The 23,813-nt window shown below is 28.3% G+C and carries 22 protein-coding genes; 21 read left to right on the top strand and 1 reads right to left on the bottom strand.

The features are described 5' to 3' along the window. Positions 1-141 precede the first annotated feature (141 nt). The 14 genes from KQI30_RS05830 to holA all read left to right on the top strand — a co-directional run bounded on the left by KQI30_RS05830 (position 142) and on the right by holA (position 14,167). Positions 142-1,581, top strand: coding sequence for a ribonuclease E/G (locus KQI30_RS05830; RefSeq protein ID WP_216462327.1), 1,440 nt, complete (start codon positions 142-144; stop codon positions 1,579-1,581). A 113-nt stretch (positions 1,582-1,694) separates the two neighbouring features. Beyond that, entirely contained in the window at positions 1,695-2,006 is a 312-nt protein-coding gene (gene rplU / locus KQI30_RS05835; RefSeq protein WP_044037910.1) for a 50S ribosomal protein L21, read from the top strand. A gap of 2 nt (positions 2,007-2,008) precedes the next feature. Then, on the top strand, positions 2,009-2,335 hold the full coding sequence (locus tag KQI30_RS05840; protein ID WP_216462328.1) for a ribosomal-processing cysteine protease Prp: 327 nt from the start codon (positions 2,009-2,011) through the stop codon (positions 2,333-2,335). Between the two features lie 4 nt (positions 2,336-2,339). After that, positions 2,340-2,642, top strand: a complete 303-nt coding sequence (gene rpmA / locus KQI30_RS05845) for a 50S ribosomal protein L27 (RefSeq protein WP_044037906.1) — start codon at positions 2,340-2,342, stop codon at positions 2,640-2,642. A gap of 126 nt (positions 2,643-2,768) precedes the next feature. Further along, positions 2,769-4,058 carry a GTPase ObgE gene (obgE, locus tag KQI30_RS05850; RefSeq protein ID WP_216462330.1) on the top strand — a complete coding sequence of 430 codons (1,290 nt, stop codon included), beginning with the start codon at positions 2,769-2,771 and terminating at the stop codon, positions 4,056-4,058. An 8-nt stretch (positions 4,059-4,066) separates the two neighbouring features. Further along, positions 4,067-4,357, top strand: coding sequence for a ribosome assembly RNA-binding protein YhbY (gene yhbY, locus KQI30_RS05855; RefSeq protein WP_216462331.1), 291 nt, complete (start codon positions 4,067-4,069; stop codon positions 4,355-4,357). A 33-nt stretch (positions 4,358-4,390) separates the two neighbouring features. Next, complete coding sequence (gene nadD, locus KQI30_RS05860) at positions 4,391-5,566, top strand: nicotinate-nucleotide adenylyltransferase (RefSeq protein WP_216462332.1); 1,176 nt, start codon at positions 4,391-4,393, stop codon at positions 5,564-5,566. Positions 5,567-5,576: 10 nt separating this feature from the next. Further along, positions 5,577-6,965, top strand: a complete 1,389-nt coding sequence (locus KQI30_RS05865) for an LCP family protein (protein ID WP_216462333.1) — start codon at positions 5,577-5,579, stop codon at positions 6,963-6,965. An 82-nt stretch (positions 6,966-7,047) separates the two neighbouring features. After that, on the top strand, positions 7,048-7,434 hold the full coding sequence (locus KQI30_RS05870) for a RidA family protein (protein WP_216462334.1): 387 nt from the start codon (positions 7,048-7,050) through the stop codon (positions 7,432-7,434). Between the two features lie 65 nt (positions 7,435-7,499). Then, positions 7,500-8,393, top strand: coding sequence for an RluA family pseudouridine synthase (locus KQI30_RS05875; protein WP_216462335.1), 894 nt, complete (start codon positions 7,500-7,502; stop codon positions 8,391-8,393). A 53-nt stretch (positions 8,394-8,446) separates the two neighbouring features. Further along, on the top strand, positions 8,447-9,082 hold the full coding sequence (locus KQI30_RS05880; protein WP_216462337.1) for a helix-hairpin-helix domain-containing protein: 636 nt from the start codon (positions 8,447-8,449) through the stop codon (positions 9,080-9,082). A 19-nt stretch (positions 9,083-9,101) separates the two neighbouring features. Then, positions 9,102-11,477 (top strand): cation-transporting P-type ATPase, encoded by a 2,376-nt coding sequence (locus KQI30_RS05885; RefSeq protein WP_216462339.1) that lies wholly within the window; start codon positions 9,102-9,104, stop codon positions 11,475-11,477. 51 nt (positions 11,478-11,528) lie between these two features. Continuing rightward, on the top strand, positions 11,529-13,154 hold the full coding sequence (locus KQI30_RS05890; protein ID WP_216462340.1) for a ComEC/Rec2 family competence protein: 1,626 nt from the start codon (positions 11,529-11,531) through the stop codon (positions 13,152-13,154). Beyond that, positions 13,151-14,167: a DNA polymerase III subunit delta gene (holA, locus tag KQI30_RS05895; protein ID WP_216462342.1), complete on the top strand. Its 1,017-nt coding sequence runs from the start codon at positions 13,151-13,153 to the stop codon at positions 14,165-14,167. The genes KQI30_RS05890 and holA overlap by 4 nt, the downstream gene beginning before the upstream one ends. A gap of 32 nt (positions 14,168-14,199) precedes the next feature. Here holA and rpsT read toward each other — a convergent pair whose 3' ends face one another. Beyond that, positions 14,200-14,460: a 30S ribosomal protein S20 gene (gene rpsT / locus KQI30_RS05900; protein WP_216462343.1), complete on the bottom strand. Its 261-nt coding sequence runs from the start codon at positions 14,458-14,460 to the stop codon at positions 14,200-14,202. A gap of 173 nt (positions 14,461-14,633) precedes the next feature. Here rpsT and gpr point away from each other — a divergent pair, with 173 nt between their 5' ends. The 7 genes from gpr (at position 14,634) to dnaK (ending at position 23,794) form a co-directional block, all read left to right on the top strand. Further along, positions 14,634-15,617, top strand: a complete 984-nt coding sequence (gene gpr / locus KQI30_RS05905) for a GPR endopeptidase (protein ID WP_216462344.1) — start codon at positions 14,634-14,636, stop codon at positions 15,615-15,617. A 48-nt stretch (positions 15,618-15,665) separates the two neighbouring features. Then, on the top strand, positions 15,666-16,745 hold the full coding sequence (locus tag KQI30_RS05910; protein ID WP_216462345.1) for a stage II sporulation protein P: 1,080 nt from the start codon (positions 15,666-15,668) through the stop codon (positions 16,743-16,745). Between the two features lie 182 nt (positions 16,746-16,927). After that, a complete protein-coding gene (lepA, locus tag KQI30_RS05915) occupies positions 16,928-18,730 on the top strand; it encodes a translation elongation factor 4 (protein WP_216462346.1) in 1,803 nt (600 codons plus the stop codon). 193 nt (positions 18,731-18,923) lie between these two features. Further along, positions 18,924-20,039 carry a radical SAM family heme chaperone HemW gene (gene hemW / locus KQI30_RS05920; RefSeq protein ID WP_216462347.1) on the top strand — a complete coding sequence of 372 codons (1,116 nt, stop codon included), beginning with the start codon at positions 18,924-18,926 and terminating at the stop codon, positions 20,037-20,039. 174 nt (positions 20,040-20,213) lie between these two features. Beyond that, positions 20,214-21,248 carry a heat-inducible transcriptional repressor HrcA gene (hrcA, locus tag KQI30_RS05925; protein WP_253287405.1) on the top strand — a complete coding sequence of 345 codons (1,035 nt, stop codon included), beginning with the start codon at positions 20,214-20,216 and terminating at the stop codon, positions 21,246-21,248. Between the two features lie 13 nt (positions 21,249-21,261). Then, positions 21,262-21,927, top strand: a complete 666-nt coding sequence (gene grpE / locus KQI30_RS05930; protein WP_253287406.1) for a nucleotide exchange factor GrpE — start codon at positions 21,262-21,264, stop codon at positions 21,925-21,927. A gap of 28 nt (positions 21,928-21,955) precedes the next feature. Further along, positions 21,956-23,794 carry a molecular chaperone DnaK gene (gene dnaK, locus KQI30_RS05935; RefSeq protein ID WP_216462348.1) on the top strand — a complete coding sequence of 613 codons (1,839 nt, stop codon included), beginning with the start codon at positions 21,956-21,958 and terminating at the stop codon, positions 23,792-23,794. The last annotated feature ends 19 nt before the right edge of the window (positions 23,795-23,813 follow it).

Below are 23,813 nucleotides of genomic sequence, written 5' to 3' on the forward strand. Positions count from 1 at the left end.
GAGATTCAATTTTAACATAGAAATCAGGGGGTCGTTGTTTTTTTATACAAAAAAACTTCTAAAACCTTGATATATAAAGATTTTTAAAGAAAGAAGTGTAAATAAACTTTACACTATCTTTTTTATATGGAAGGGAAAATTATGAAAGAATTATTTATAGATAGGGATAAAGAAATACTTAGAATAGCTGTAAAAAATAAAGGGAAGTTAGAAAAGTTATATATTGAAGAAGAAGAAAAGGAACCTATACAAGGGGAGATATATAAAGGTATAGTAAGAAAAGTTATACCGAATCTAAAAAGTGCATTTGTTGATATAGGATTTAAGAAAAATGCTTATATGTATATAGATAATAAATTTAACAATAGTGGAATTAAAAATGGTGATGAAGTTATAGTAGAAGTTTTAAAAGAAGGCACTAGAGAAAAAGGACCTAAGGTTACTACTATGATTTCAATACAAGGGAAATATGTAGTTTTAGATACTTCTTTAGATAGAATAAAGTTTTCCTCTAAGATTGATACAGAAATAGATAAAGATAGTATAGTAAAAGAAATAGTGAAGCCTAAAGATATAGGTGTGATAATAAGAACAAAAGCTTTAGAATCATCAGTAAGTGACATTAATAAAGAGATAGGAATATTGTATGATATCTATAGTGATATCCTTAAAAAAGGACAATTTTCTCTAAAACCATCAAAAATATATGATGGAGGAGGTACTATTGGCAAAGTTCTAAGAAATATTTTAGAGGAAGATGTAAAAATAATATTAAATGATAAAAAAGACTACGACAATGTAATAGAAATGAATCTTTCTAAAAATTGTGATTTTTGTGATATTAATTATTATGAAGAAAATATACCGATGTTCGAAAAGTATGGAATAGAAAGTGAAATATTAAAGTTAAGAAATAAAAAAGTAAAGTTACCTTGCGGTGGTGATATAGTTATTGAAAAAACAGAAGCAATGACAGTAATAGATGTAAACACAGGTAAAAATGTAAAAGGTAAAAATGTAGAAAAAGCTATTTTTGATACTAACGTAGAAGCGGCAAAAGAGATAGGTAGGCAAATTTTGCTTAGAAATATAAGTGGAATTGTAGCTATAGATTTTATAAATATGACTTCAAAAAAATATAAAAAAATTGTTATTGATATACTAAGAGATTATCTTAAGGAAGATAATAGTAAGTTCTCTATAGTAGATTTTAATGAGCTAAATATTGTACACATAAGTAGAATGAAAAAAGGAAAATCTATTTTAGAATATATCGATGAGAGATGCAGTGTTTGTCATGGTAAAGGAAGTGTATTGAAATTTTCATATCTAAAAATGCTTATGAAAAATGAAATAACTAGACAAATGAAAGAGTATTTGGTAAAAGAGTTTCATATTGCTGTAAATAAATCATATAAGGATATAATTGAAGATAAAAAACAAATACTTATTGATGAATATAAGAATATAGAATGCGATATTTATATTACATATACAAATGAGGTTGATACATATAAAGTAGAACCTATAATTTTTGAAAATATGAGAAAAAAATTAGAAGATTTCAAAATAACGAAGTAAACTTCTTTACAAGATATAAAAGTTATGTTAGAATATCGTTTGTAGACCGCACAGAAAAGGTTGAAACATTTATGTGCCTTTATGGCGAGACTGGATAGAGGAGGTGTATTTGAATGTACGCAGTTGTTGTTACTGGTGGAAAACAGTATAAAGTTGAAGAAGGAAATACAATCTTTGTTGAAAAATTAGAAGCAGAGGTTGGTTCTACAGTTGAACTTGACAAAGTTCTTGCAGTTAGCAAGGATGGTGAAATCAAGGTTGGTAAGCCTGTTGTTGAAGGAGCTAAAGTTGTTGCTAAGGTTGTTGCTCAAGATAAGGCAAAGAAGATTATTGTTTTCAAATATAAGCCTAAAAAGGATTATAGAAAGAAACAAGGTCATAGACAACCTTACACTAAATTAGTTATTGAAAAAATCGAAGCTTAATTATGATTAAGATTGATTTTCTAAAGCATTGTGACAAATTAATTTCTTTCAACATAAGTGGGCATGCGGGATTCGATGAATCTGGACGCGATATAATATGTAGCGCTGTTTCAGTGCTTTCAGGTGCTGTTGTTAATGGTGTTACAGATGTATTAAAAATAGATGCACCTTATGATTTTAGTGATGGGCATATGATTATGTCTCTTGATTCTTTAAGTAATGAAGAGATAGAAAAATGTCAGGTATTGATGGAAACAATGCTAGTCTCATTAAAAAGTTTAGAAGTAAATTATAAAGACTATGTAAATGTCCATATAAAGGAGGTGTAGTGGAATGTTTATCATTGACCTTCAGTTATTTGCTCACAAAAAAGGGGTAGGTAGCTCAAAGAACGGTAGAGATTCTGAATCAAAGAGATTAGGAACTAAATGCGCTGATGGAGAATTTGTTTTAGCTGGTAACATATTAGTTAGACAAAGAGGAACTAAGATTCACCCAGGTACAAACGTTGGTAAAGGTGGAGATGACACTTTATTTGCTAAGGTTGACGGTATAGTTAGATACGAAAGAATGGGTAGAGATAAGAAAAAAGCAAGCGTATATCCAATCGCTGTAGAAGAAGCAATTAACGAATAACAAAAAGGCATCCTTATAGGATGTCTTTTTCTTTAATAGATTAAATAACTAATGTGATAAGTTCATTAGTAAAAGACAATAATATTAATAGAAATACTAATACTAATAAAAGAGAGGTGACTTAATTTGTTTATAGATAAAGCAAGGATCTTTGTTAAGTCAGGTGATGGTGGTAATGGTGCAATCTCTTTCAGAAGAGAAAAGTATGTTCCACTTGGAGGACCAGATGGAGGCGATGGTGGTAATGGTGGAAGTATCATATTAGAAGTAGATACTAATATGACAACACTATTAGACTTCACATATAAGAGAAAGTATTCTGCTGAGAGAGGTCAAGATGGTGGAACATCTAAATGTTTTGGTAGAAAAGGTGAAGATTTAATCATAAAAGTACCAATGGGAACAGTAGTAAGAGAAGAAGAAAGTAATAAGATAATAGCAGATTTAGCTCACCCAGGAGATAGATGCGTTGTATGTAAAGGTGGGAAAGGTGGAAAAGGAAATGTACACTTTGTAACACCTACTAGGCAAGCACCTCATTTTGCAGAACCAGGTATGCCAGGGGAAGAAATGTTTATAAGACTAGAATTAAAACTACTAGCTGATGTTGGATTACTTGGATTCCCTAATGTAGGTAAGTCTACTCTATTATCTACAATAAGTAAGGCAAAACCTAAGATTGCTAATTATCACTTTACTACATTAAAACCTAATTTAGGTGTAGTGGCACTTCCAGGAATAAATCCTTTTGTTATAGCTGATATACCAGGAATTATTGAAGGTGCGTCAGAAGGCGTAGGTTTAGGATTAGAGTTTTTAAGACATATAGAAAGAACAAGATTACTGATTCATGTTGTTGATATTAGTGGTATCGAAGGAAGAGATCCAATTGATGATTTTATCAAAATAAATGAAGAGCTAAAAAAATACTCTATTAAGTTATGGGATAGACCACAAATTATTGCTGCAAACAAGAGTGATATGTTATATGATGAAGAAGTATTTATTAATTTCAAAAATAAATTAAAAGAAATGGGATATGATAAAGTATTTAAAATTTCTGCAGCAACAATGTCAGGAGTAGAAGAGCTAATAAAAGTAGCAGCAGAAGAATTATCTAAGATACCTGTAGTTGATCTTGAGATAAATGAAGATGAAATGTATATCCCAGAAGAAAAGAGATTTACTTACGATATAAGAGTAGAAGATTATGAAGAAGATAGTAAGGTATATATAATTGAAGGTACTTTTGTAGATAGATTACTATTAGCAGTTAATATTCATGATCCAGATTCATTAAGATATTTCCATAAGGTTCTAATGAAGAAAGGTATTATGACTGAACTTAGAGAAATGGGAATCAAAGATGGAGATATGGTAAGATTAAATGATTTTGAATTTGAATATCTATTATAGGAGGCAATATGATAACAAGTAAGCAAAGAAGTTATTTAAGATCATTATCAAATAATATAACACCTATATTTCAAATAGGTAAGGGTGGTATAGATGATAATATGTTACAAGCTATAGATTCTGCACTAGAGGCTAGAGAATTAATAAAAATTTCTATATTGAATAATTCAGATTATGGAGCTAGAGAAGCTAGCGATGAAATATGTAAAAAATTAAAATGTGAGGGAGTTCAAGCTATAGGTAAAAAAATAGTACTTTATAAACAAAGCTCTAAAAAACCTGTAATTGAATTACCATAATATAAGAAGTTTGTTTTGTGAGGAGTGATTAGTATGAAAAAGGCTATATTTGGAGGAACTTTTGATCCATTACATATAGGACATATAAATATAGCTTTTGAAGCATTGTATTTACTTCATTTAGATGAAGTGATATTTGTACCTACTGGAAATCCTCCTCATAAAAAGCACATAACTAGTAATTATCATAGGGTTAATATGATAAAAGGGACAATAGATAAATATGATAAATTATCTTTAAGTACTTATGAAGTTGAAAAAAAAGATAAATCTTATACTTATGAAACTTTAGAATACTTCAAAAATTCAGAAAAAGATGTAGAATGGTATTTTATAGTAGGAGAAGATTGTTTATTAGATATTGAAAAATGGAAAAATCCAGATAAGGTATTAGGATATGCTACTTTAGTTGTTTTTAAGAGAACAGACAAAAATAATGACAAGTTAAAAGAGTATAAAGAGATTATTGAAAAAAAGTATGACACAAATATAATATTACTTAACAATAAAGTTATAGATATATCTTCTACATTTATTAGAAAATCTATAAATCAGAATCATGAAGTTTCTTTTTTATTACCTTCATTTGTAATGGAGTATATAAAAAAATTTAAACTTTATGAAAAGGGGGATACGCTTATTTTAAAAGAAAAAATAAAAAGTTTATTAAAGGATACCCTAAATACAGATAGATATAATCATACAATGAGGGTAGTAGATGAAGCAAAAAAATTAGCGGTATTATATGGAGTTGATGAGGAAAAGGCTGAAATTGCAGCGTTGACTCATGATTGTGCTAAAAATATGAGCTATAATGAGTTAAGAGAAATCTGTGAAAAAGGAAATATTATATTTACAGAAGATGATTTCAATAGTAAACCTATTTGGCATGCTTATGCAGCTGCTGTAATAGCTAAGGAAAAGTTTAATATAAATGATGAAGAGATTATAAATGCAGTTAAGTATCACACTACTGGTAGAAAAAATATGACACTACTAGAAAAAATAATTTATTTAGCTGATTATATTGAGCCAGGAAGAACTTTTGAAAAAATTCAAGAAGTTAGAACATTAGCATATGATAAAGATATTGATGAAGCAATGATAAAGGCAATAAACAACACAATAGAATTTTTAATGAGTAAAAGAAGCATTATACATAAAAGTACAATAGAAGCTAGAAATTATTTAATTATAAATACAAAGTAGGTGTGTATTAATGAATAGTAAATGGGGAAGAGTATTAAGAAATATTTTAGTCATTATGATGGTTATAATAGGTAGTATAGGATCAGCAGTAACATATCTTTATTCAGGATTTGTATTTAAAACTGATGTATATGGATCGTCAGATACAAAGAAGGAAGAAGATATTCCTAAGATAACAGATCCTGTAAATATCCTTATTGCTGGTGTAGATATAGGAACTCCAGGTGGAGAAAGTGGATCAGAATCTAATCCGCAAAGAACTGATACAATTATGGTTGCACATTATGAACCATCTTTAGATGAGATGTCAGTAATTTCAATACCTAGAGATACTAAGGTATATAGCAAGAGACAAAATTGTTATATTAAAATTACCGAAGTTCATGCATATGGAGATTTGCATAACTCAGGGATACAAGATTTAGAAGAAGCTGTTGAAGATTTATTAGGAATAAATATTAATTATTATATGAAAATAGATTATAGTGGATTTCATAAAATGATTGATGCTATAGGTGGGGTAACTGTTACGATACCTCAAACAATGATATATGATGATCCAGTTCAAGATCTACATATTAACTTTACAAAAGGTGATGTAGTGACATTAAATGGACAAAAAGCAGAAGAGTTTTTCAGATGGAGAAAAAATAATGATGGAATAGCCAATGAAAAAGATGGCGGAGATTTAAGTAGAATTGACAATCAAGTTGTATTTATTAAAGCTTTTATAGAAAAAGTAGCATCTTCTAGTATAATTACTAAGATTCCAGGACTAATACAGTCTCTTAGTAATGTTTTATATACTAATATGGATGGAGATTATATACTAAAATATGCATTGAATTTTGCTAAGTTAGGAGTAGATAAAGTTCAATTTGCCACACTTAGAGGAGATACACCTCCTTGGAAACCAGGAGAAGCTTCATATTTCATTTATTATCCTGAGTGGAACAGAGATATTTTACAAGCTTTAAATGGAAAACAATTTTTTAGTAGATATGATAAAAAGGTGAAGATTATAAATAAATCTTCAGATTCTGGTATTGGGAATAAACTTAAAACTATATTAGTTAACGATTACTCATATAATAGATACAATATTAATATAGAAAATACTTCTGATGATGTAGCAGAAAATACTTCATTAGATGTTTATGGAATAGAAGAAAAATATGACAATCTATTAAAAGATGATTTTTTAACTGATGTCATAAAAAATAATGATAAATCGGAAGATATAGAATATGATATGATAATAACTTTAGGGAATGATAGTATTAATGTAATTAACAACTATAACCTTAAAGAAAAAGTTGTTACTACTGATAGTGAAGGTGAAACAAGTAATGGTTACAGTAATAGCAGTGGTTACAACAGTAGTAGTGGTAATAACTAGTAGCAATAATATTACTACTAATAAAATAGTATTTGATGTATAATATACTTATCAACAAAATAAATTTTAAGGGGGAAATAAAATGGAAAAGGAAATAATAAGTACTATTAATGCACCGGCAGCAATAGGACCATATTCACAAGCAATAAAAGTAGGGAACTTAGTATTTACATCAGGTCAAATACCGCTAATACCAAGTACTGGAGAGTTGGTTAAGTATGACATAAAAAAGGCTACTGTACAATGCTTAGAAAATATAAAGGCAATTTTAGATGAAGCAGGTACATCTTTTGATAAGGTTGTAAAAACAATGGTATTTTTAAGAGATATGGAAGATTTTGAAGATATGAATGAAATATATTCAAAGTATTTTGCAGTAAAACAGCCAGCAAGATCATGTGTTCAAGTGGCTAAATTGCCTAAAAATGCTCCAATTGAAATAGAGGTTATTGCATTAGTTACAGAATAGAAATAAAAACTGGTCTGTGTTAGAATATTAAAGTTCTTAGCACAGACTTTTTTTAAGGAGGAAACATGAGCAACTTTATAAGTTATATAGTAGATGAAGCAGATAATGGAGATAAAATTAGAAATTATTTAAAGTATAAATGTAATTTATCATCAAGATTTTGTAGAAGTGCTGCATTAAATAAAAACATTTTAGTTAATGGTGAAGTGGTGAAATTATCATATATATTAAAAGCAGGAGACAAAATTGAAATAAATTTAAAAAAGGAAGAAAGTCAAGATATTGCAGCAGAAAAGATGGATTTAGATATAATATATGAAGATAATGATATTATTATTATAAATAAGCCACCGAATCTTGTTGTGCATCCAACTAAATCTCATCAAAGTGGTACACTAGCAAATGGGGTGTTATATCATTTTAGAGAAAACGGGGATAGTTCTATAGTAAGACTAGTTTCTAGATTAGATATGAATACATCAGGACTTATAATTATAGCAAAAAATCAATTTTCTCATATGGCTTTACAAAGAGAGATGACAGACGGCAATGTTGATAAGATTTATAGAGCAATATGTCATAATACGATGAATGAAAAGGAAGGTACAATAGATTTACCTATATATGCTTCAGAGGAATCAAAGCCAAGACGTATTGTTGATGAGAGAGGACAAAGAAGTATAACTCATTTTAAAGTTATTGAGGAATTAAAGGATGCCACATATATTGAGTTAAAATTAGAAACAGGCAGGACTCATCAAATAAGAGTACATTTAGCTTATAATGGTTGCCCAATATTTAGTGATAACTTATATGGTAAAGAAGAAAAAGAGTATATAGGAAGACAAAGTTTACATGCATATAAATTAAGATTTAATCATCCTAAGACTGGTGAAAAAATGGAATTTGTTGCTCCAATTCCTGAAGATATGCTTAGTTTGTTAGAGAAGCTTAAGTAGAAATTGATTAAAATCACTTTTTATGGATATTACTTAAAGTAAGGAGTGATTTTATGAAAGAATTTCTTAATAAATATAAGTTTTTTATAATAATAGGAATTTGCTTATTAGGATTTCTAATTATTTTCAGTAGTTTTGTAAGTAACGCAAATAGCGATGATGATGCATTTAAGAAATATAATAAAAAAACAGAGATAAAAGAAGATAATAATTACAAAGAAAATGAAGAAAAAGAAGAAAAAGAAATAGCTGTTTATATAGGGGGAGCAGTTGAAAAACCCAATGTATATAAATTAGTAGAAGGTTCAAGAATACAAGATTTAGTTAAAGTAGCAGGTGGATTTTTAGATACTGCAGAAAGTAAAGATATAAACTTGGCTCAAAAGCTAAATGATGAAGACTATATATACGTATATTCAGTAGGAGAAAATGAAGTTGATATTACGAATAATATTATAGGCAGTGAAAGTAATAGTAGCGTTAGAAAAGATGGACGTATAAATATAAATAAGGCTACAGTAGAAGAATTAAAATCCATTGATGGTATTGGAGAAGTTAGAGCTTCTAAGATAGTGGAGTATAGGGAAGAAAATGGACCATATAAAAATATTGATCAGTTGAAAACAATAGGTGCTAGAATTGGAGACAAAACTTTTGAAACAATTAAAGATAAAGTGTACGTGCCATAATCTACGAGGGGGATGATATATGCATAGTTTACGATGGGATGAAGTTCTAAGGAACTTAGATACTACGATTTCTACAGGTATTTCATCTGAGGAAGTTGAATCTAGAATAAATAAATATGGAGACAATATCATTAAAGAACACAAGAATACTATTTTGGGTAATATTAAAAATTTTGTTATATCAAAATTCTTTTTAATAGCTACAATTTTTTCTGTATTTACATGGTTTTATTCTAAGTATAAAATCATATTTTATATTAATTTATTTTTTATATTGTCAATTGCGGTGATAATGATCAGAAGAGTTAATAATTCTATTTCTTTTGAGAGGGTAAATAATAGAGATGTTAGAGTAAAAAGAGATGGGAAAATTCAACGTATAAAATCTTCTGAATTAGTAGTAGGAGATATAGTTTTTATTGAAGAAGAAAGTAGTTCACCTGCTGATATAAGAATAATACAAGGAAATAATATAATGGTGAGAGAAAGTCTTATAAATGGTGAAGATGTTCCAGTAAGTAAATTTTCTCTTGAGGTAGATGAAAGTAGTGATTTTAAAGAAAGAAGTAATATTTTATATAAGGGAACAAAGATTATTTCTGGAGAAGGAATCGGAGTTGTTATTGCTGTTGGATATAATACAAAATTAGGTGAAAAACTTTTAAATTATGACATAGGAAATCATAAAGTTAAGTTGTTAAAATATATAGATAATATGATTTCACCAATATATTTAATATCAATAATTATAGCTTTGCTTGAATTAGTAATTATAAAAGATAATTATTGCAAGTCACTAATGATAACTTTACCACTTATGCCAATATATATCGGTCTTGTGATACAATACATAAAATCTGAATTCAGAAAAGATAAAATAGAAGTTAATGATATATTAGATTTAGAGAAACTTAATAGCATTGATTATATTATTATAGAAGATAAAGAGAGCTTTTATGATGATGATATAGATATTGTGGAGGTAATTATTGATGAGAAAAGATACTCAAGTTTATCAGTAGTACCAGATGAATATACTCTTGATAGAGCCTTTGAAATATTATATATTTGTTCTTTAAATGTGCCAGAAGGCTTTGATAAGAAAATATCTACGAAAATTATAGATTTTTTAGATGATATGAGATTTAATTATAATCAATGTAAAGCTAAGATAAAGTCATGTTTCACATTGCCATATAATATAGAGAATGATGTAGTAACAAAAGTTATAGCTGTAGAGAATGGTTATAGGGCATACTCATTAGGAAATATAAACACTGTAATTAATAGTGCTACATTTAGGATGTCTAATGGACTAGAAGTAAAATTAGAAAAAGAATATATAGAAAAAATCAAGAAACTGGATATGGAAATTAGCAAAAAAGGATTAAAAACAGTAGCTTTTTCATATAGACCTTTTAATTATAAGCCTTCAGAATACGAAAATATAGAAAGCAACATGGTTTTTGTAGGTATTTTAGTATATAAATCACGAGTAAATTGTGATTATGAAACGAATGCTCAATTAATAAGAGATATGAATATAAAGCTATTGACATATACTGAAGATAATAAATTAGTAGCTTATAATAAAGGAAAGTTACTTGGAAGTATATATAAAGAAAGAGATATAATTTCTGGAATTGAACTTAGAAATATGACAAAAGATGAAATGGAAAGAAATATAGAAGGATATAAAGTGTTATCAAAAGTTACTAAAGATCAAATGGAATATGTTGTTAAGGAATTGAAAAATAAGAAATATAATACTTTATATTCAGGAGATAGTCTTGGAGATTTAGGTATATTAAATGAAGCATATGTTTCAATGTATAAGGGCAATAATAAAAATAGTTTATGTAAAGAAGTATGTGATTTTACTATAAAAAATAATCATTTATCTAAAATTTTAAAAGCAATGAATCTATCAAAACAAATAATAAATAGGATTAACTACATTCAAGAATTTTTAATATCATATTTTGCAACAATACTATTATCCAATATTATAATTATGAAGTTAAGTGGAAGAGAATTATACAATTTTATGGATTTACTTATTTTAAATGTAGTTTGTATTTCTATATATTTGGGCTATTTAATTATGAATTTTCCCTCAGAAAAAGTAATTAATCATAAAAAGTACAAGTTTAATGATAATTTATCGCTAATAAAATTAAGTGTAAAAAATATTATGATAAATACAGTAATTATATTGATTCCATTTTGTGTTCCTATTTTACAGTTTAATGTTAAGAAGTATATATTAATGATAATATTAACATTAATTTACACAATAAACGCTTTGTTAAAGGGTGATAAGACTAATATAGCACAAGATGTATTGGTAATATTACCAAGTGTAATAATTTTGATATATATTTTTTTAGTGTAGTGTTTAAACCTCTATTTAAGAGTTAAGAATTCTTAAATAGAGGTGTTTTGTTTGAAAAATATACTTTTCTATGTAAAAATATTTTATGATGAAAAATTACAAGGTAAATATATTGCGGGATTTTCTTTAGTAGCAATTATATTATCTATAAATTATTGGTTTAATGATTATAAGATGATGACAGCGGCTATCTTATTTATAGTGCTTTTATTTATATTTAGTCATTATAAGACAAGTTACAGTTTACTTTTTATTATAAGTTTTATTGTTACGTCTTTTATATGCAGCAATTATTTATCATATAGGGATGTTAATAAGTTGTATATTGCAGAGAACAATGGGATAAGTGCCGTAGGGATAAGTGGAAATCATCGTATTTTAATAAATAGTAGTAATGTTGTAGTTGGTTATGAATATTTATTAGAAGGTAAATTTACGAAAGCTCTAGATTTAAATAAAGGCTATTACGGTATATATGATATAGAGAATATAAAAGGTTATAGAAGAACATATAGATATTATCTTATGAGACTTAGAGAAATTATTGAAGACAAATATAGTGAAAAATTAAGTAAAAATGCAGTTATGAAAATAGATACTTTGTTGTTAGGTGATACAAGTACGTTACCAAACATTGAGAAAGAAAAAATGAAATCGCTAGGAATATATCACATAATATCTATATCAGGATTTCATTTATCACTGTTATTTAATTTACTGAATAGATTTGCGAACAAGACCTTTTCTATAATATTTATTTTAGGATATATAATATTTTTAGGGGTGCCAATACCAGTGTTAAGAGCCTTCATTATGATTTTAATTAATATAGTTAGTTATAAATTATACAGAAATTATGATGGAATTAATGCACTTATAATAAGCGCTATTGTAATTTTAATACTAAATCCCATAAAATTATATTCATTAGGATTTCTTCTAAGTTATGCAGGGGTTTTTGGAATATATTTTTTTAGTAACTTTTTTAAGAAGAAGTTAGTTTTTTTGCCAAGACAGTTAGGAGAAGCAATAGCAGTGTCAATAAGTGCTACAATTGCTACAGCACCATTCATTTTTATAACTATAAAAGGATTATCAGTTAATTGTATAATATCGAATTTGATTTTATCACCTATATTTTCAGTGATAATAGCTATGATTTTTATATCATTATTTTTCATTATGTGGGATCCTGTATTTACTTTTTTATGTTATATGATAGATAAGATTTCAACAATTATTGATTATGTTATAGATAAGTTATATTACAATACATTAGATGAAATATTTTTTGTAAGTGAAGCAGCTATATTATTAGTTACATTTATTTTTATTGCTTTTTTATATAAATATAATATCAAAATTAAGAAATTAATAATGGGAACAATTATATTATTTTATGTGTTTATGTTAAATCCAATACATAGGATAGAGGTTATAAAATATAAAGATAACTATGGAGTAGTAGAGAGAAAAGACAGAACTGGCAAGTTTTATTATTATGGGAAAATTAAATCTATGAAAGAAGAGAAGTTTTTGAAAAAATATCTTTTAGTTAATGAAATTTATTCAAATGCAAATGAAAAATTTGATATAATTAATCTAAAAGAGAATTATTATTATCAATCTTCACCAGTTGTTATTGATACATATGTTATAGAAGGAGAGAAAAAGTGATTGATTATTTCAAACTTAAAGATGATATAAAGAATAATAAATTTAAAAACAATTATATTCTTATGGGAGTTAATGAACATCTTATAAAAGAATGTGTAGATGATATAGTAAGAGAAAATGTAAAAGAAGATTTTTTAGATTTAAATTTTGTGAAATTTGATGGATTTAAATTAGATTTCCAAGCAGTAATTAATGCTTGCGAAACATTACCTTTTTTTGATGATAAGAAAGTAGTTGTAATATATAGAGGAGATTTTTTAAGAAATTCTAAAGATAAAGAATATAAAAAGATTTTTAAAGAATATAAAGAATATATAAAAAATATGCCAAGTACTACAATACTTATAACTTACTGTGTTTTTGATAATAAACGTGAAAAAATCCCACAAGAGGTGAAAGCATTAAGTAAGGATGCAGAATTGGTAGAATTTAAGCAATTGAAAGGTGAGGCATTAAATAAAGTTTTAAGAAATCTTTTTAAAGAAAAAGGAAAAGATATAGGAAGAGCTGAACTTAGTTATTTATCATCAGTATTAGATGGGAATATTGATGTAATAAATAATGAAATTGAAAAACTTATTAACTATTGTAAAGATAGACCGATCACAAAAGAAGATATAATTAAGCTTATGCCACCGTTAAATGAAAATGATATTTTTAATTTAGTAGATTGTATAAGTAAGCGAAAAATAAAAGATGCTTTAGATATATTAAATGAACTTATAACTCGTGGTGAGAAAGAACCTATGATATTATTTATGATTCTTAGGCAATATAGGTTATTATATAAAATAAAATCATATAGTGAACAAGGATATGATAGCAAATCTATAAGCAAAGAATTAAAGCTTAATGAATTTGTAGGTAATAATTTATATATTTTAAGCAAAAAATACACTTTTGTAACATTAGAAAAAAGTATAGAGAAAATTTTGGAGACAGAAAAGAAAATAAAAAGTACTTCGTCAGAGGATAATTTAGAATTATTACTTATTTCTCTTGGTGCAGTATAAAAAATAAAAGACCGGAATAAACCGGTCTTTTATTACATTGCTACTAATTTAGCGTTTAATCTTGACTTACCTCTAGCAGCTTTATTCTTATGAATAATGCCCTTAGAAGCAGCCATGTCTAAAGCTTTAACTGCAGCTCCGAAAGCAGCAGTTGCTTCTTCAGTGTTTCCAGCTGCAACAGCAACTTCAAACTTCTTTATAGTAGTCTTTAATGCAGACTTAATCATCTTGTTTCTTAAAGTCTTCTTTTCAGTAACTTTAATTCTTTTCTTAGCTGATTTTATGTTTGCCATGTTTTTCACCACCTTGTAAAAATAAAGTAACAGCTGGGGAATAGCGCCACTTTACATACGTTTAACAACGAATACTATTATAACATCTGAGAAGGACACTTTCAATAGATATTTATAATGAATATTAAAAATATGAAAATAAAACAATATAAATATATGAAGGAGGTATATATATGTATAATTATAGTATAAGAACAGACTTAGCAGTAGAAGCAAAAGAAATGATAGAAGAGACATCTAAGCCTAAAACTATAGAAGGTGTAGAAGCAACTGAAAAAGAGGAGGATAATGTAAAAACTACAACAGTAGTAATCAAAAATGCTGAAGGCGCAAAAAAAATGGGAAGGGCAGAAGGAACTTACATAACAATTGAAATACCAGACCATGTTCACTATGATGAAGATACAAAAGAATCAGTAGCAAGATCACTGGCAAAGGAACTTACAAGTGTATTAAAAATTGATGAAGAGAAAGTTGCACTTGTTGTAGGGCTTGGAAATTGGAATGTCACTCCAGATTCATTAGGACCTAAAGTTGTGTCAAAAATAATGGTAACAAGACATTTAAAAGAATTAGTTCCAGATGAGATTGATGAAGGAATAAGACCTGTTTGTGCAATATCTCCTGGAGTTCTTGGGATTACTGGTATGGAAACAAGTGAAATAGTTAAAGGTATAGTAGAGAGGGTTAAACCAGATGTTTTGATTTGTATCGATGCTCTTGCATCTAGAAGGCTTAATAGAGTAAATACTACTATTCAGATTGGAACATCAGGAATAGCTCCAGGTGCAGGAGTAGGAAATAAAAGGAAAGAATTATCAGAAAAGACTTTAGGAATACCAGTAATAGCTATAGGTGTTCCCACAGTAGTTGATGCAGCAACAATGGCATCTGATACTATAGATTTAGTTATAGATGATCTTATAAGGGAATCTACCAAAGATGGGGATTTTTACAAAATATTAAAGGGCATAGATAGAGAAGATAAACATAAACTTATAACTGCACTTTTAACACCAGAAGTAGGAGATTTAATTGTAACTCCAAAAGAAGTAGATGATGTAATAGAATCAATATCTAAAATAATAGCAAATGGAATAAATATTGCACTACAACCAGCATTAGAATTAAGTGATATTAATAGGTATTTGAATTAGTAATAAAAAGAAATCCCTCCTCATAGATTTAAAAGGGGAGGGATAACTATGGGATATAAATTGGATAACTTAAAGAAGAAAAAAACAATATTTGAAATAATATTGTTTTTTACAATTATGTTAATGCTAATAGCCTTTTGTTTTTTAAAATTTATGGAATTTAATTGTAAAATTTCGAAAGGAAATAGAAATTTATTTTATGTGACTATGGTAAATAAGACAGTGCCAATTATTGAAACAGTTCATTTTGATAATACTGCCATGGTAGAAAATCAATTTACTTTTAAAAATATAATGAATTTTCTTTTTGATTTTTCTATAGACAATCCTAAAAGTATTATAGGAAAAGAATTTATAGGTATAAGTATTGTTGAAAAGGAAAATATGTCAAGTAATACTGGAGTGAAGGGATTTGCATCAGATAGTATAGTTATAAAAACAAAAGAAAATTGTCAAGTAGAACCTGCATCAGAGAATGGAAATCCATTATTAGATGCTACTTTAAATGTTTTTGATGAAAATTACATAAATAATAATAGTATAAAGCCAAAGGTACTAATTTATCATACTCATACAGGGGAAGCTTTTGTACCATATCAAGCATCTAGTAGAAATGAAAATGAGAACATAATTTCAGTAGGTGAAGAATTAACAAAAGAATTAAATAGATATAATATTGATGTTGTTCATGATAAGACTGTTAATGATGGAAATTATATGGCTGCTTATTCTGCATCTAGGGAAACAGTAAGAAGAAATTTAGCTACATATAATAGTTTTGATATAATTATAGATTTACATAGAGATGCTGTATCTAATAAAGGAGCAGTAACAGGAAATATTAATGGAGTTACTTTGGCAAGACCAATGTTTGTTTATGATACATCTGTACCTAATATAAATGAAAATTTACGAATAGTTGAAGGATTACGCAATATAATTGATAGAGATTTCCCGAACTTAAGAAGAGATGACTTTGTTTATACTAGTACATCAAGTAAGTTTAATGCTGATTTAAGTACAAATTCAATATTGATAGAGATGGGATCTGAAGCAAGTAATTTAGGAGAAGCTAAAAATACTGCGAGAATAATAGCTCGTGCAATTAGTGAATATTTAAAAAAATAGTATATTTGTTATAAACAATTCAATATAATCCTATATAATAATATATAATTATAAATAATACTATAATATTGACAACTATCGGGGATTCTATGATATAATTTAACATTGATAAATAGATAATCATTCTACATAAGGTGGAATAGAATAAATACCCAAACAAAAATAGAGTGGGGGAAGAAAAAATGAGCATAAATCAAAAAAACATAAGAAACTTTTGTATTGTAGCCCATATTGACCATGGTAAGTCTACATTAGCTGATAGACTATTAGAAAAGACAGGAACCTTAACTCAAAGAGAGATGGAAGCTCAAGTTTTAGATAATATGGAGCTTGAAAAAGAAAGAGGAATAACAATTAAGTCACAAGCTGCAAGGTTGGTATATAAAAGAAGTGATGGAGAAGAATATATATTAAATCTTATAGATACTCCTGGACATGTAGATTTTAACTACGAAGTATCAAGATCATTAGCTGCTTGTGAAGGAGCTATATTAGTAGTAGATGCTACTCAAGGTATACAAGCACAAACTTTAGCAAATACTTATTTAGCACTAGATCATGATTTAGAGTTGGTCCCAGTAATTAATAAGATTGATTTGCCATCAGCTAGAGCAGATGAAGTAAGAGAAGAAATTGAAGATGTTATAGGGATAGAAGCATCTGAGTGCCCTCTTATTTCAGCTAAAACTGGATTAAATATTGAAGATGTTTTAGAGGCAGTAGTTGAAAAGATACCAGCGCCAACTGGTGATGAAAATGCACCACTTAAGGCATTAATCTTTGATTCATTTTATGATTCATATAAGGGTGTAGTATCTTATATAAGAGTAAAAGATGGAAAGATTAAAAAAGGAACAAAAATAAAGTTAATGGTAACAAAGAAAGAATATGAAGTTACTGAAGTAGGTGTTTTTGCACCAAACTATATGCCTGTAGATGAATTAGGTCCAGGTTGTGTTGGATACTTTACTGCATCAATCAAAAATGTTAGAGATGCAAGAGTTGGAGATACAGTAACTTATGCTGAGGGTGGAACAGAAGAACCACTACCAGGATATAAGCCAGCAATTCCAATGGTTTACTCAGGAATTTATCCTGTTGATGGAGCTAAATATGTTGAACTTAAAGAAGCTTTAGAAAAGTTACAAGTTAATGATGCAGCTTTATCTTTTGAACCTGAAACATCAGTAGCACTTGGATTTGGATTTAGATGTGGTTTCCTTGGATTATTACATATGGAAATAATTCAAGAACGTATAGAAAGAGAATTTAACCTAGATATCATAACAACTGCGCCATCAGTTATATACAAAGTAATAAAGACAGATGGAGAAATTATTGAATTGACAAACCCAACAAATCTTCCACCAGTTACAGAAATTGATTATATGGAAGAACCTATGGTAAAAGCGACAGTTATTACACCATCAGATTTTGTTGGTGCTATAATGGAACTTTGTCAAGATAAAAGAGGTACATTTAAAGATATGCAATATTTAGAGGAAACAAGAGTTATGCTTACTTATGACATACCTTTAAATGAAATAATTTATGATTTCTTTGATGCTTTAAAATCAAGAACAAAAGGATATGCTTCATTTGATTATGAACTTATAGGTTATTCAAGAACTAAGCTTGTTAAATTAGATATATTACTTAATTCTGAAGTTGTAGATGCATTATCTATGATAGTACCAGAAGAAAGAGCATATACTAGAGGAAGAGGAATAGCAGAAAAGTTAAAAGAAGTTATTCCAAGACAAATGTTTGAGATACCAATTCAAGCAGCAGTAGGAGCAAAAATTATAGCAAGAGAAACTATAAAAGCTATGAGAAAAGATGTATTAGCTAAATGTTATGGTGGAGATATTTCAAGAAAGAAAAAGCTTCTTGAAAAACAAAAAGAAGGAAAGAAGAGAATGCGTCAAGTAGGTTCAGTAGAAGTACCACAAGAAGCATTTATGTCTATCTTAAAAGTAGATTAGAAATAGAAGAGGTGTCGTGACAATAAATTTAAAATTGTTTACGATCCTCTTTTTTTAATTCACGATTCTCAATTAAGGTGGAAATTCCTGCGGAATTTCTTGAACTATAATTGTGAATTTCATCCTAAAGATTATATGACTTATTGGTGGGCATTTATATTTGAATATTTTAGTTTTATATATAGGAGGAATTATGAGCAGTTTATATATACATATACCATTTTGTAAAAATAAGTGTTTCTATTGTGATTTTCCATCATATTCTTGTATGGAAAATAGTATAGAAGAATATTTAAATGCATTAGAAAAGGAAGCTAAGTTAAGGGCAAAAGATACTTATGATACTATCTTTATTGGTGGAGGTACACCAACATATTTAAATGAAAAACAAATTGAAAAGTTAGGGAATATAATAAGCGATATAAATATAGCTAAAGATTACGAGTTTACTATGGAAGCAAACCCTGGAACTTTAACTAAGGAAAAGTTACGCATGATGAAGGATATTGGAGTAAATAGACTCTCAATGGGACTTCAAAGTACTAACAATGAGTTATTGAAATCTATAGGGAGAATACATAAATATGAAGAGTTCTTAAAAAATTATAATGATGCTAGGGATGTAGGGTTTGATAATATAAATGCAGATTTAATGTTTGGTCTTCCAGGTCAGTTAGTAGAAGATCATAAAAAGTCTTTAGAATCTATGATTAATTTAGGGTTAGATCATATATCAGCATATTCACTAATAATTGAGGAAGGAACAAGGTTTTTTGATTTATATAATAATGATAAATTAAAGTTGCCAGATGAAGATGCAGAAAGAGAGATGTATCGTATTACATTAGAAGAATTGAAAAAAGCAGGATATCATCAATATGAAATTTCCAATTTTTCAAAAGAAAATAAAGAATGTAGACATAACATTGTTTATTGGAGATTAAATGATTATATAGGAATAGGATCATCTTCGGCGTCTTATTGTGGTCATAAAAGAATAAAAAATGTTAATAATGTAGATAAATATATTGAGCTTATGAATAATAATGATAATGCAATAGAGGAGATAATAAAAAATTCAACCAATGACGATATGGAGGAATTTGTTTTCATGGGATTAAGAATGATAAAAGGAATATCCCTTGATGAATTTTATAAAAGATATAATAAAAATATTGAAGAAGTATATGGTGATGTTATAAAAAAATATTTAAATATGAATTTATTAAATATATCTAATGGAAATATGTTCTTGACTAAAAAGGGAATCGAAGTATCAAACTATATTATGAGTGATTTTATACTGTAAATCACATTGGTATGAAAAATGAAGGAAAATAGACTTATTTTAATTAAATGACTACTTATGAAGAAAAATAAGAATAGAGCATAGAAAAATCAATATTGACAATAATATTCCAAGGTGGTATTTTATAGTCAAGATGTTAGCACTCAATAATACCGAGTGCTAATAAGAGGTGATATGATGGAAATGGATGAGAGAAAAATTAAAATACTTCAAGCTATTGTTGATGATTATATAAATACTGGTGAACCAGTAGGATCTAGAACAATTGCAAAGAAATACAATTTAGGCGTTAGTCCCGCTACAATAAGAAATGAGATGTCAGACTTAGAGGAAATGGGATATCTAGTTCAGCTTCATACATCGTCAGGTAGAATTCCTTCTGATAAAGGTTATAGGCTGTATGTTGATAGACTTATGATACCATCTATAGTAACACCTCAAGAAAAAAGCTTAATTCATAGTGTTTTAAATCAAAAATATTATGATTTAAGTAAAATAATAAAGTCATCAACAGAATTACTATCTCATATGACGAAACTTACTTGTGTAGTTAAAACACCAGCCTTAAGTAAGAGTTATCTAAAATCGTTACAGATTGTATACGTAGATAAGCTTAAGTTACTTTTAGTTATGGTAAGTGATTCTGGCATTATAAAGAATGCAATGATTAGAGTTGATGAAGAAGTTGATATTGATGCAGTAAATTCAATAAATGCGTTACTAAATTCATTTCTTCAAGGAGTAGATTTAGGGTCTATAGATAATCAAGTAATTGTAGAATTAAAGAGTTCTTTTGCAGGTAATGAAAAAATATTTGATACCTTAATGAATCAAATAATTAATGAAATGAAAGATGATTATGAATCTGAAATTTATGTTGAAGGAATTCAAAATTTATTTTCTATGCCTGAATATAAAGACATTGATAAGGTTAAAAATATGTTTGACCTATTAGAGGATACTAGTAATGTAAATAGCTTACTTAAAGCTGATAGTGATTTTAATATTATTATTGGTGAAGAAAATAAAGTAATAGGAGCAAAGGAATGTTCTCTTATAAAAGCTACTTATAAGCTAGGTGATAGACCACTTGGTACTATAGGACTTATTGGACCAACAAGAATACCATATTCAAGGATAGTATCTATATTAACATCTTTTGTTAATGAATTAAATAGAACTATAACTAAAAGATTAGGTGAAGAGTAAAGAGGTGATATAATTGGCAATTAACAATGAAGAAATAAAAGAAGAAATTAAAGATTCTAATTGTGAAGAGCAATGTGTATCTGAAGATTGTGCTAACAATGATGATAACAAAGAAAATGTTGAAAATGTTGAAAATGTTGAAGAAGTTGAAAATAAAGAGAATTCAGAAAATGTTGAAGATAAATCAGAAGAAGAATCTAAAGCAAAAGAAGAGGACTATAAGTTAAAGTATACTAAGGAAGTTGAAAATAGTAAAAAGCTTTCTAGAGAAGTAGAGGCTCTTCGTGATAAGCTTACAAGATTAGATAAAGAATATGAAAACCACAGAAATAGATCAGCAAAAGAAAAAGAAGAAATCTATGATAATGCTGTTGTTGATACTTTAAAGGAAATAGTTCCAGCTATAGATAATCTAGAAAGAGCTGTTTCTGCTGTGGGCGATGAAGGTGCTCTTAGAACTGGAGTTGAAATGACATTAAAGAGTTTATTAGACTCGCTAGCAAAGCTTGGTGTTGAAGAGATACCAACAAATGAAGGTTTCGATCCAAATGTTCATCAAGCTATAATGCATGTACATGATGATTCTTATGGCGAAAATGAAGTAGTAGAAGTATTCCAAAAGGGATATAAGAAAGAATCAAAAGTACTAAGATATAGTATGGTAAAAGTAGCAAATTAAAATAGATAGAAAATTGGAGGTAATTATTATGTCAAAAGTAATAGGTATTGATTTAGGAACAACAAATTCATGTGTAGCAGTTATGGAAGGTGGAGATCCAGTAGTTATAGCTAACTCAGAAGGATCTAGAACTACACCTTCAGTAGTATCTTTCCAAAAAGATGGAGAAAGATTAGTAGGGCAAGTTGCAAAAAGACAAGCAATTACAAACCCAGATAAAACAATAATCTCAATAAAGAGACATATGGGTACTGACTACAAAGTTGATATAGATGGAAAAGCATATACACCACAAGAAATTTCAGCAATGATTTTACAAAAATTAAAAGCTGATGCTGAAAGTTATTTAGGAGAAAAAGTTACTCAAGCTGTAATAACAGTTCCTGCATACTTTAATGATGCAGAAAGACAAGCAACTAAAGATGCTGGTAAAATTGCTGGACTTGAAGTTTTAAGAATTATAAACGAACCAACAGCAGCTTCTTTAGCATATGGATTAGATAAGCAAGACGATAGCCACACTATTTTAGTATATGACTTAGGTGGTGGTACATTCGACGTATCTATACTAGAACTTGGTGATGGATTATTCCAAGTTAAATCAACAAATGGTGATACTAAACTTGGTGGAGATGATTTTGATGAAAAAATCATGAACTACTTAGCTGATAACTTCAAGAAAGAATATGGAATTGATTTAAGAAATGATCAAATGGCTCTTCAAAGATTAAAAGAAGCAGCTGAAAAAGCTAAAATTGAATTATCATCTTCTCAAAGCACAAATATAAATCTTCCATTTATTACTGCTGATGCAACAGGTCCAAAACATATAAATGAAGATTTAACAAGAGCTAAGTTCAATGAATTAACAAGAGACTTAGTTGAAAGAAGTATAGCTCCAATGAAGAAGGCATTAGCTGATGCTAAGATGTCAATTGGTGATATAGATAAAGTAATTTTAGTTGGTGGATCAACTAGAATACCAGCAGTTGTTGAAGCTGTTAAGAACTTCACAGGTAAAGAACCATCTAAGGGAGTTAACCCAGATGAAGCAGTTGCTGTAGGTGCTGCAATTCAAGCTGGTGTATTAACAGGTGATGTTAAAGATATCCTTTTATTAGATGTAACACCATTAACACTAGGAATTGAAACAATGGGTGGAATAGCTACTCCATTAATCGAAAGAAATACACCAATCCCAGCTAAGAAGAGCCAAGTATTCTCAACTGCTGTAGATAACCAACCATCAGTTGAAATTAATATAGTTCAAGGTGAAAGACAAATGGCTGTAGATAATAAGTCACTTGGTAGATTCACATTATCAGGAATAGCTCCAGCTCCAAGAGGAATTCCTCAAATAGAAGTAACATTTGATATCGATGCAAATGGTATCGTTAATGTTTCTGCTAAGGATAAGGGAACTGGTAAGGAAGCTAATATAACAATTACTGCTTCAACTAACCTTTCAGATGAAGAAATAGATAAGGCTGTAAAAGAAGCTGAACAATTTGCAGAAGCTGATAAGAATAGAAAAGAAGCTATAGAAGTTAAGAATAATGCTGATAACTTAGTATATCAAATGGAAAAATCATTAAGTGATCTTGGAGATAAGATTTCTGAAGATGAAAAAGCTAAAGTAACTGCTAAGATTGAAGAGTTAAAGAAAGTTAAAGATGGTGATGATATCGAAGCTATCAAGAAGGCTCAAGAAGAATTAACTCAAGAATTCTACGCAATATCTCAAAAGATGTATGCTGAAGCAAATCCACAAGGAGCAGAAGGTGCACAAGGTGCTGAAGGTGCTGCTAACAATGGAAATGCTGATGATAATGTTGTAGATGCAGACTTTAAAGTAGATGATAAATAGTATATAATATATAAGTCAA

Source organism: Clostridium bornimense (genome assembly GCF_018917145.1).
Lineage (GTDB): Bacteria > Bacillota > Clostridia > Clostridiales > Clostridiaceae > Clostridium_AN > Clostridium_AN bornimense_A.

Coding starts and splice junctions, on each gene's coding strand:
- KQI30_RS05830 (WP_216462327.1), top strand. CDS start 142: ATGAAAGAATTATTTATAGATAGGGATAAAGAAATACTTAGAATAGCT.
- rplU (WP_044037910.1), top strand. CDS start 1,695: ATGTACGCAGTTGTTGTTACTGGTGGAAAACAGTATAAAGTTGAAGAA.
- KQI30_RS05840 (WP_216462328.1), top strand. CDS start 2,009: ATGATTAAGATTGATTTTCTAAAGCATTGTGACAAATTAATTTCTTTC.
- rpmA (WP_044037906.1), top strand. CDS start 2,340: ATGTTTATCATTGACCTTCAGTTATTTGCTCACAAAAAAGGGGTAGGT.
- yhbY (WP_216462331.1), top strand. CDS start 4,067: ATGATAACAAGTAAGCAAAGAAGTTATTTAAGATCATTATCAAATAAT.
- nadD (WP_216462332.1), top strand. CDS start 4,391: ATGAAAAAGGCTATATTTGGAGGAACTTTTGATCCATTACATATAGGA.
- KQI30_RS05865 (WP_216462333.1), top strand. CDS start 5,577: ATGAATAGTAAATGGGGAAGAGTATTAAGAAATATTTTAGTCATTATG.
- KQI30_RS05870 (WP_216462334.1), top strand. CDS start 7,048: ATGGAAAAGGAAATAATAAGTACTATTAATGCACCGGCAGCAATAGGA.
- KQI30_RS05875 (WP_216462335.1), top strand. CDS start 7,500: ATGAGCAACTTTATAAGTTATATAGTAGATGAAGCAGATAATGGAGAT.
- KQI30_RS05880 (WP_216462337.1), top strand. CDS start 8,447: ATGAAAGAATTTCTTAATAAATATAAGTTTTTTATAATAATAGGAATT.
- KQI30_RS05885 (WP_216462339.1), top strand. CDS start 9,102: ATGCATAGTTTACGATGGGATGAAGTTCTAAGGAACTTAGATACTACG.
- rpsT (WP_216462343.1), bottom strand. CDS start 14,460: ATGGCAAACATAAAATCAGCTAAGAAAAGAATTAAAGTTACTGAAAAG.
- gpr (WP_216462344.1), top strand. CDS start 14,634: ATGTATAATTATAGTATAAGAACAGACTTAGCAGTAGAAGCAAAAGAA.
- KQI30_RS05910 (WP_216462345.1), top strand. CDS start 15,666: ATGGGATATAAATTGGATAACTTAAAGAAGAAAAAAACAATATTTGAA.
- lepA (WP_216462346.1), top strand. CDS start 16,928: ATGAGCATAAATCAAAAAAACATAAGAAACTTTTGTATTGTAGCCCAT.
- hemW (WP_216462347.1), top strand. CDS start 18,924: ATGAGCAGTTTATATATACATATACCATTTTGTAAAAATAAGTGTTTC.
- hrcA (WP_253287405.1), top strand. CDS start 20,214: ATGATGGAAATGGATGAGAGAAAAATTAAAATACTTCAAGCTATTGTT.
- dnaK (WP_216462348.1), top strand. CDS start 21,956: ATGTCAAAAGTAATAGGTATTGATTTAGGAACAACAAATTCATGTGTA.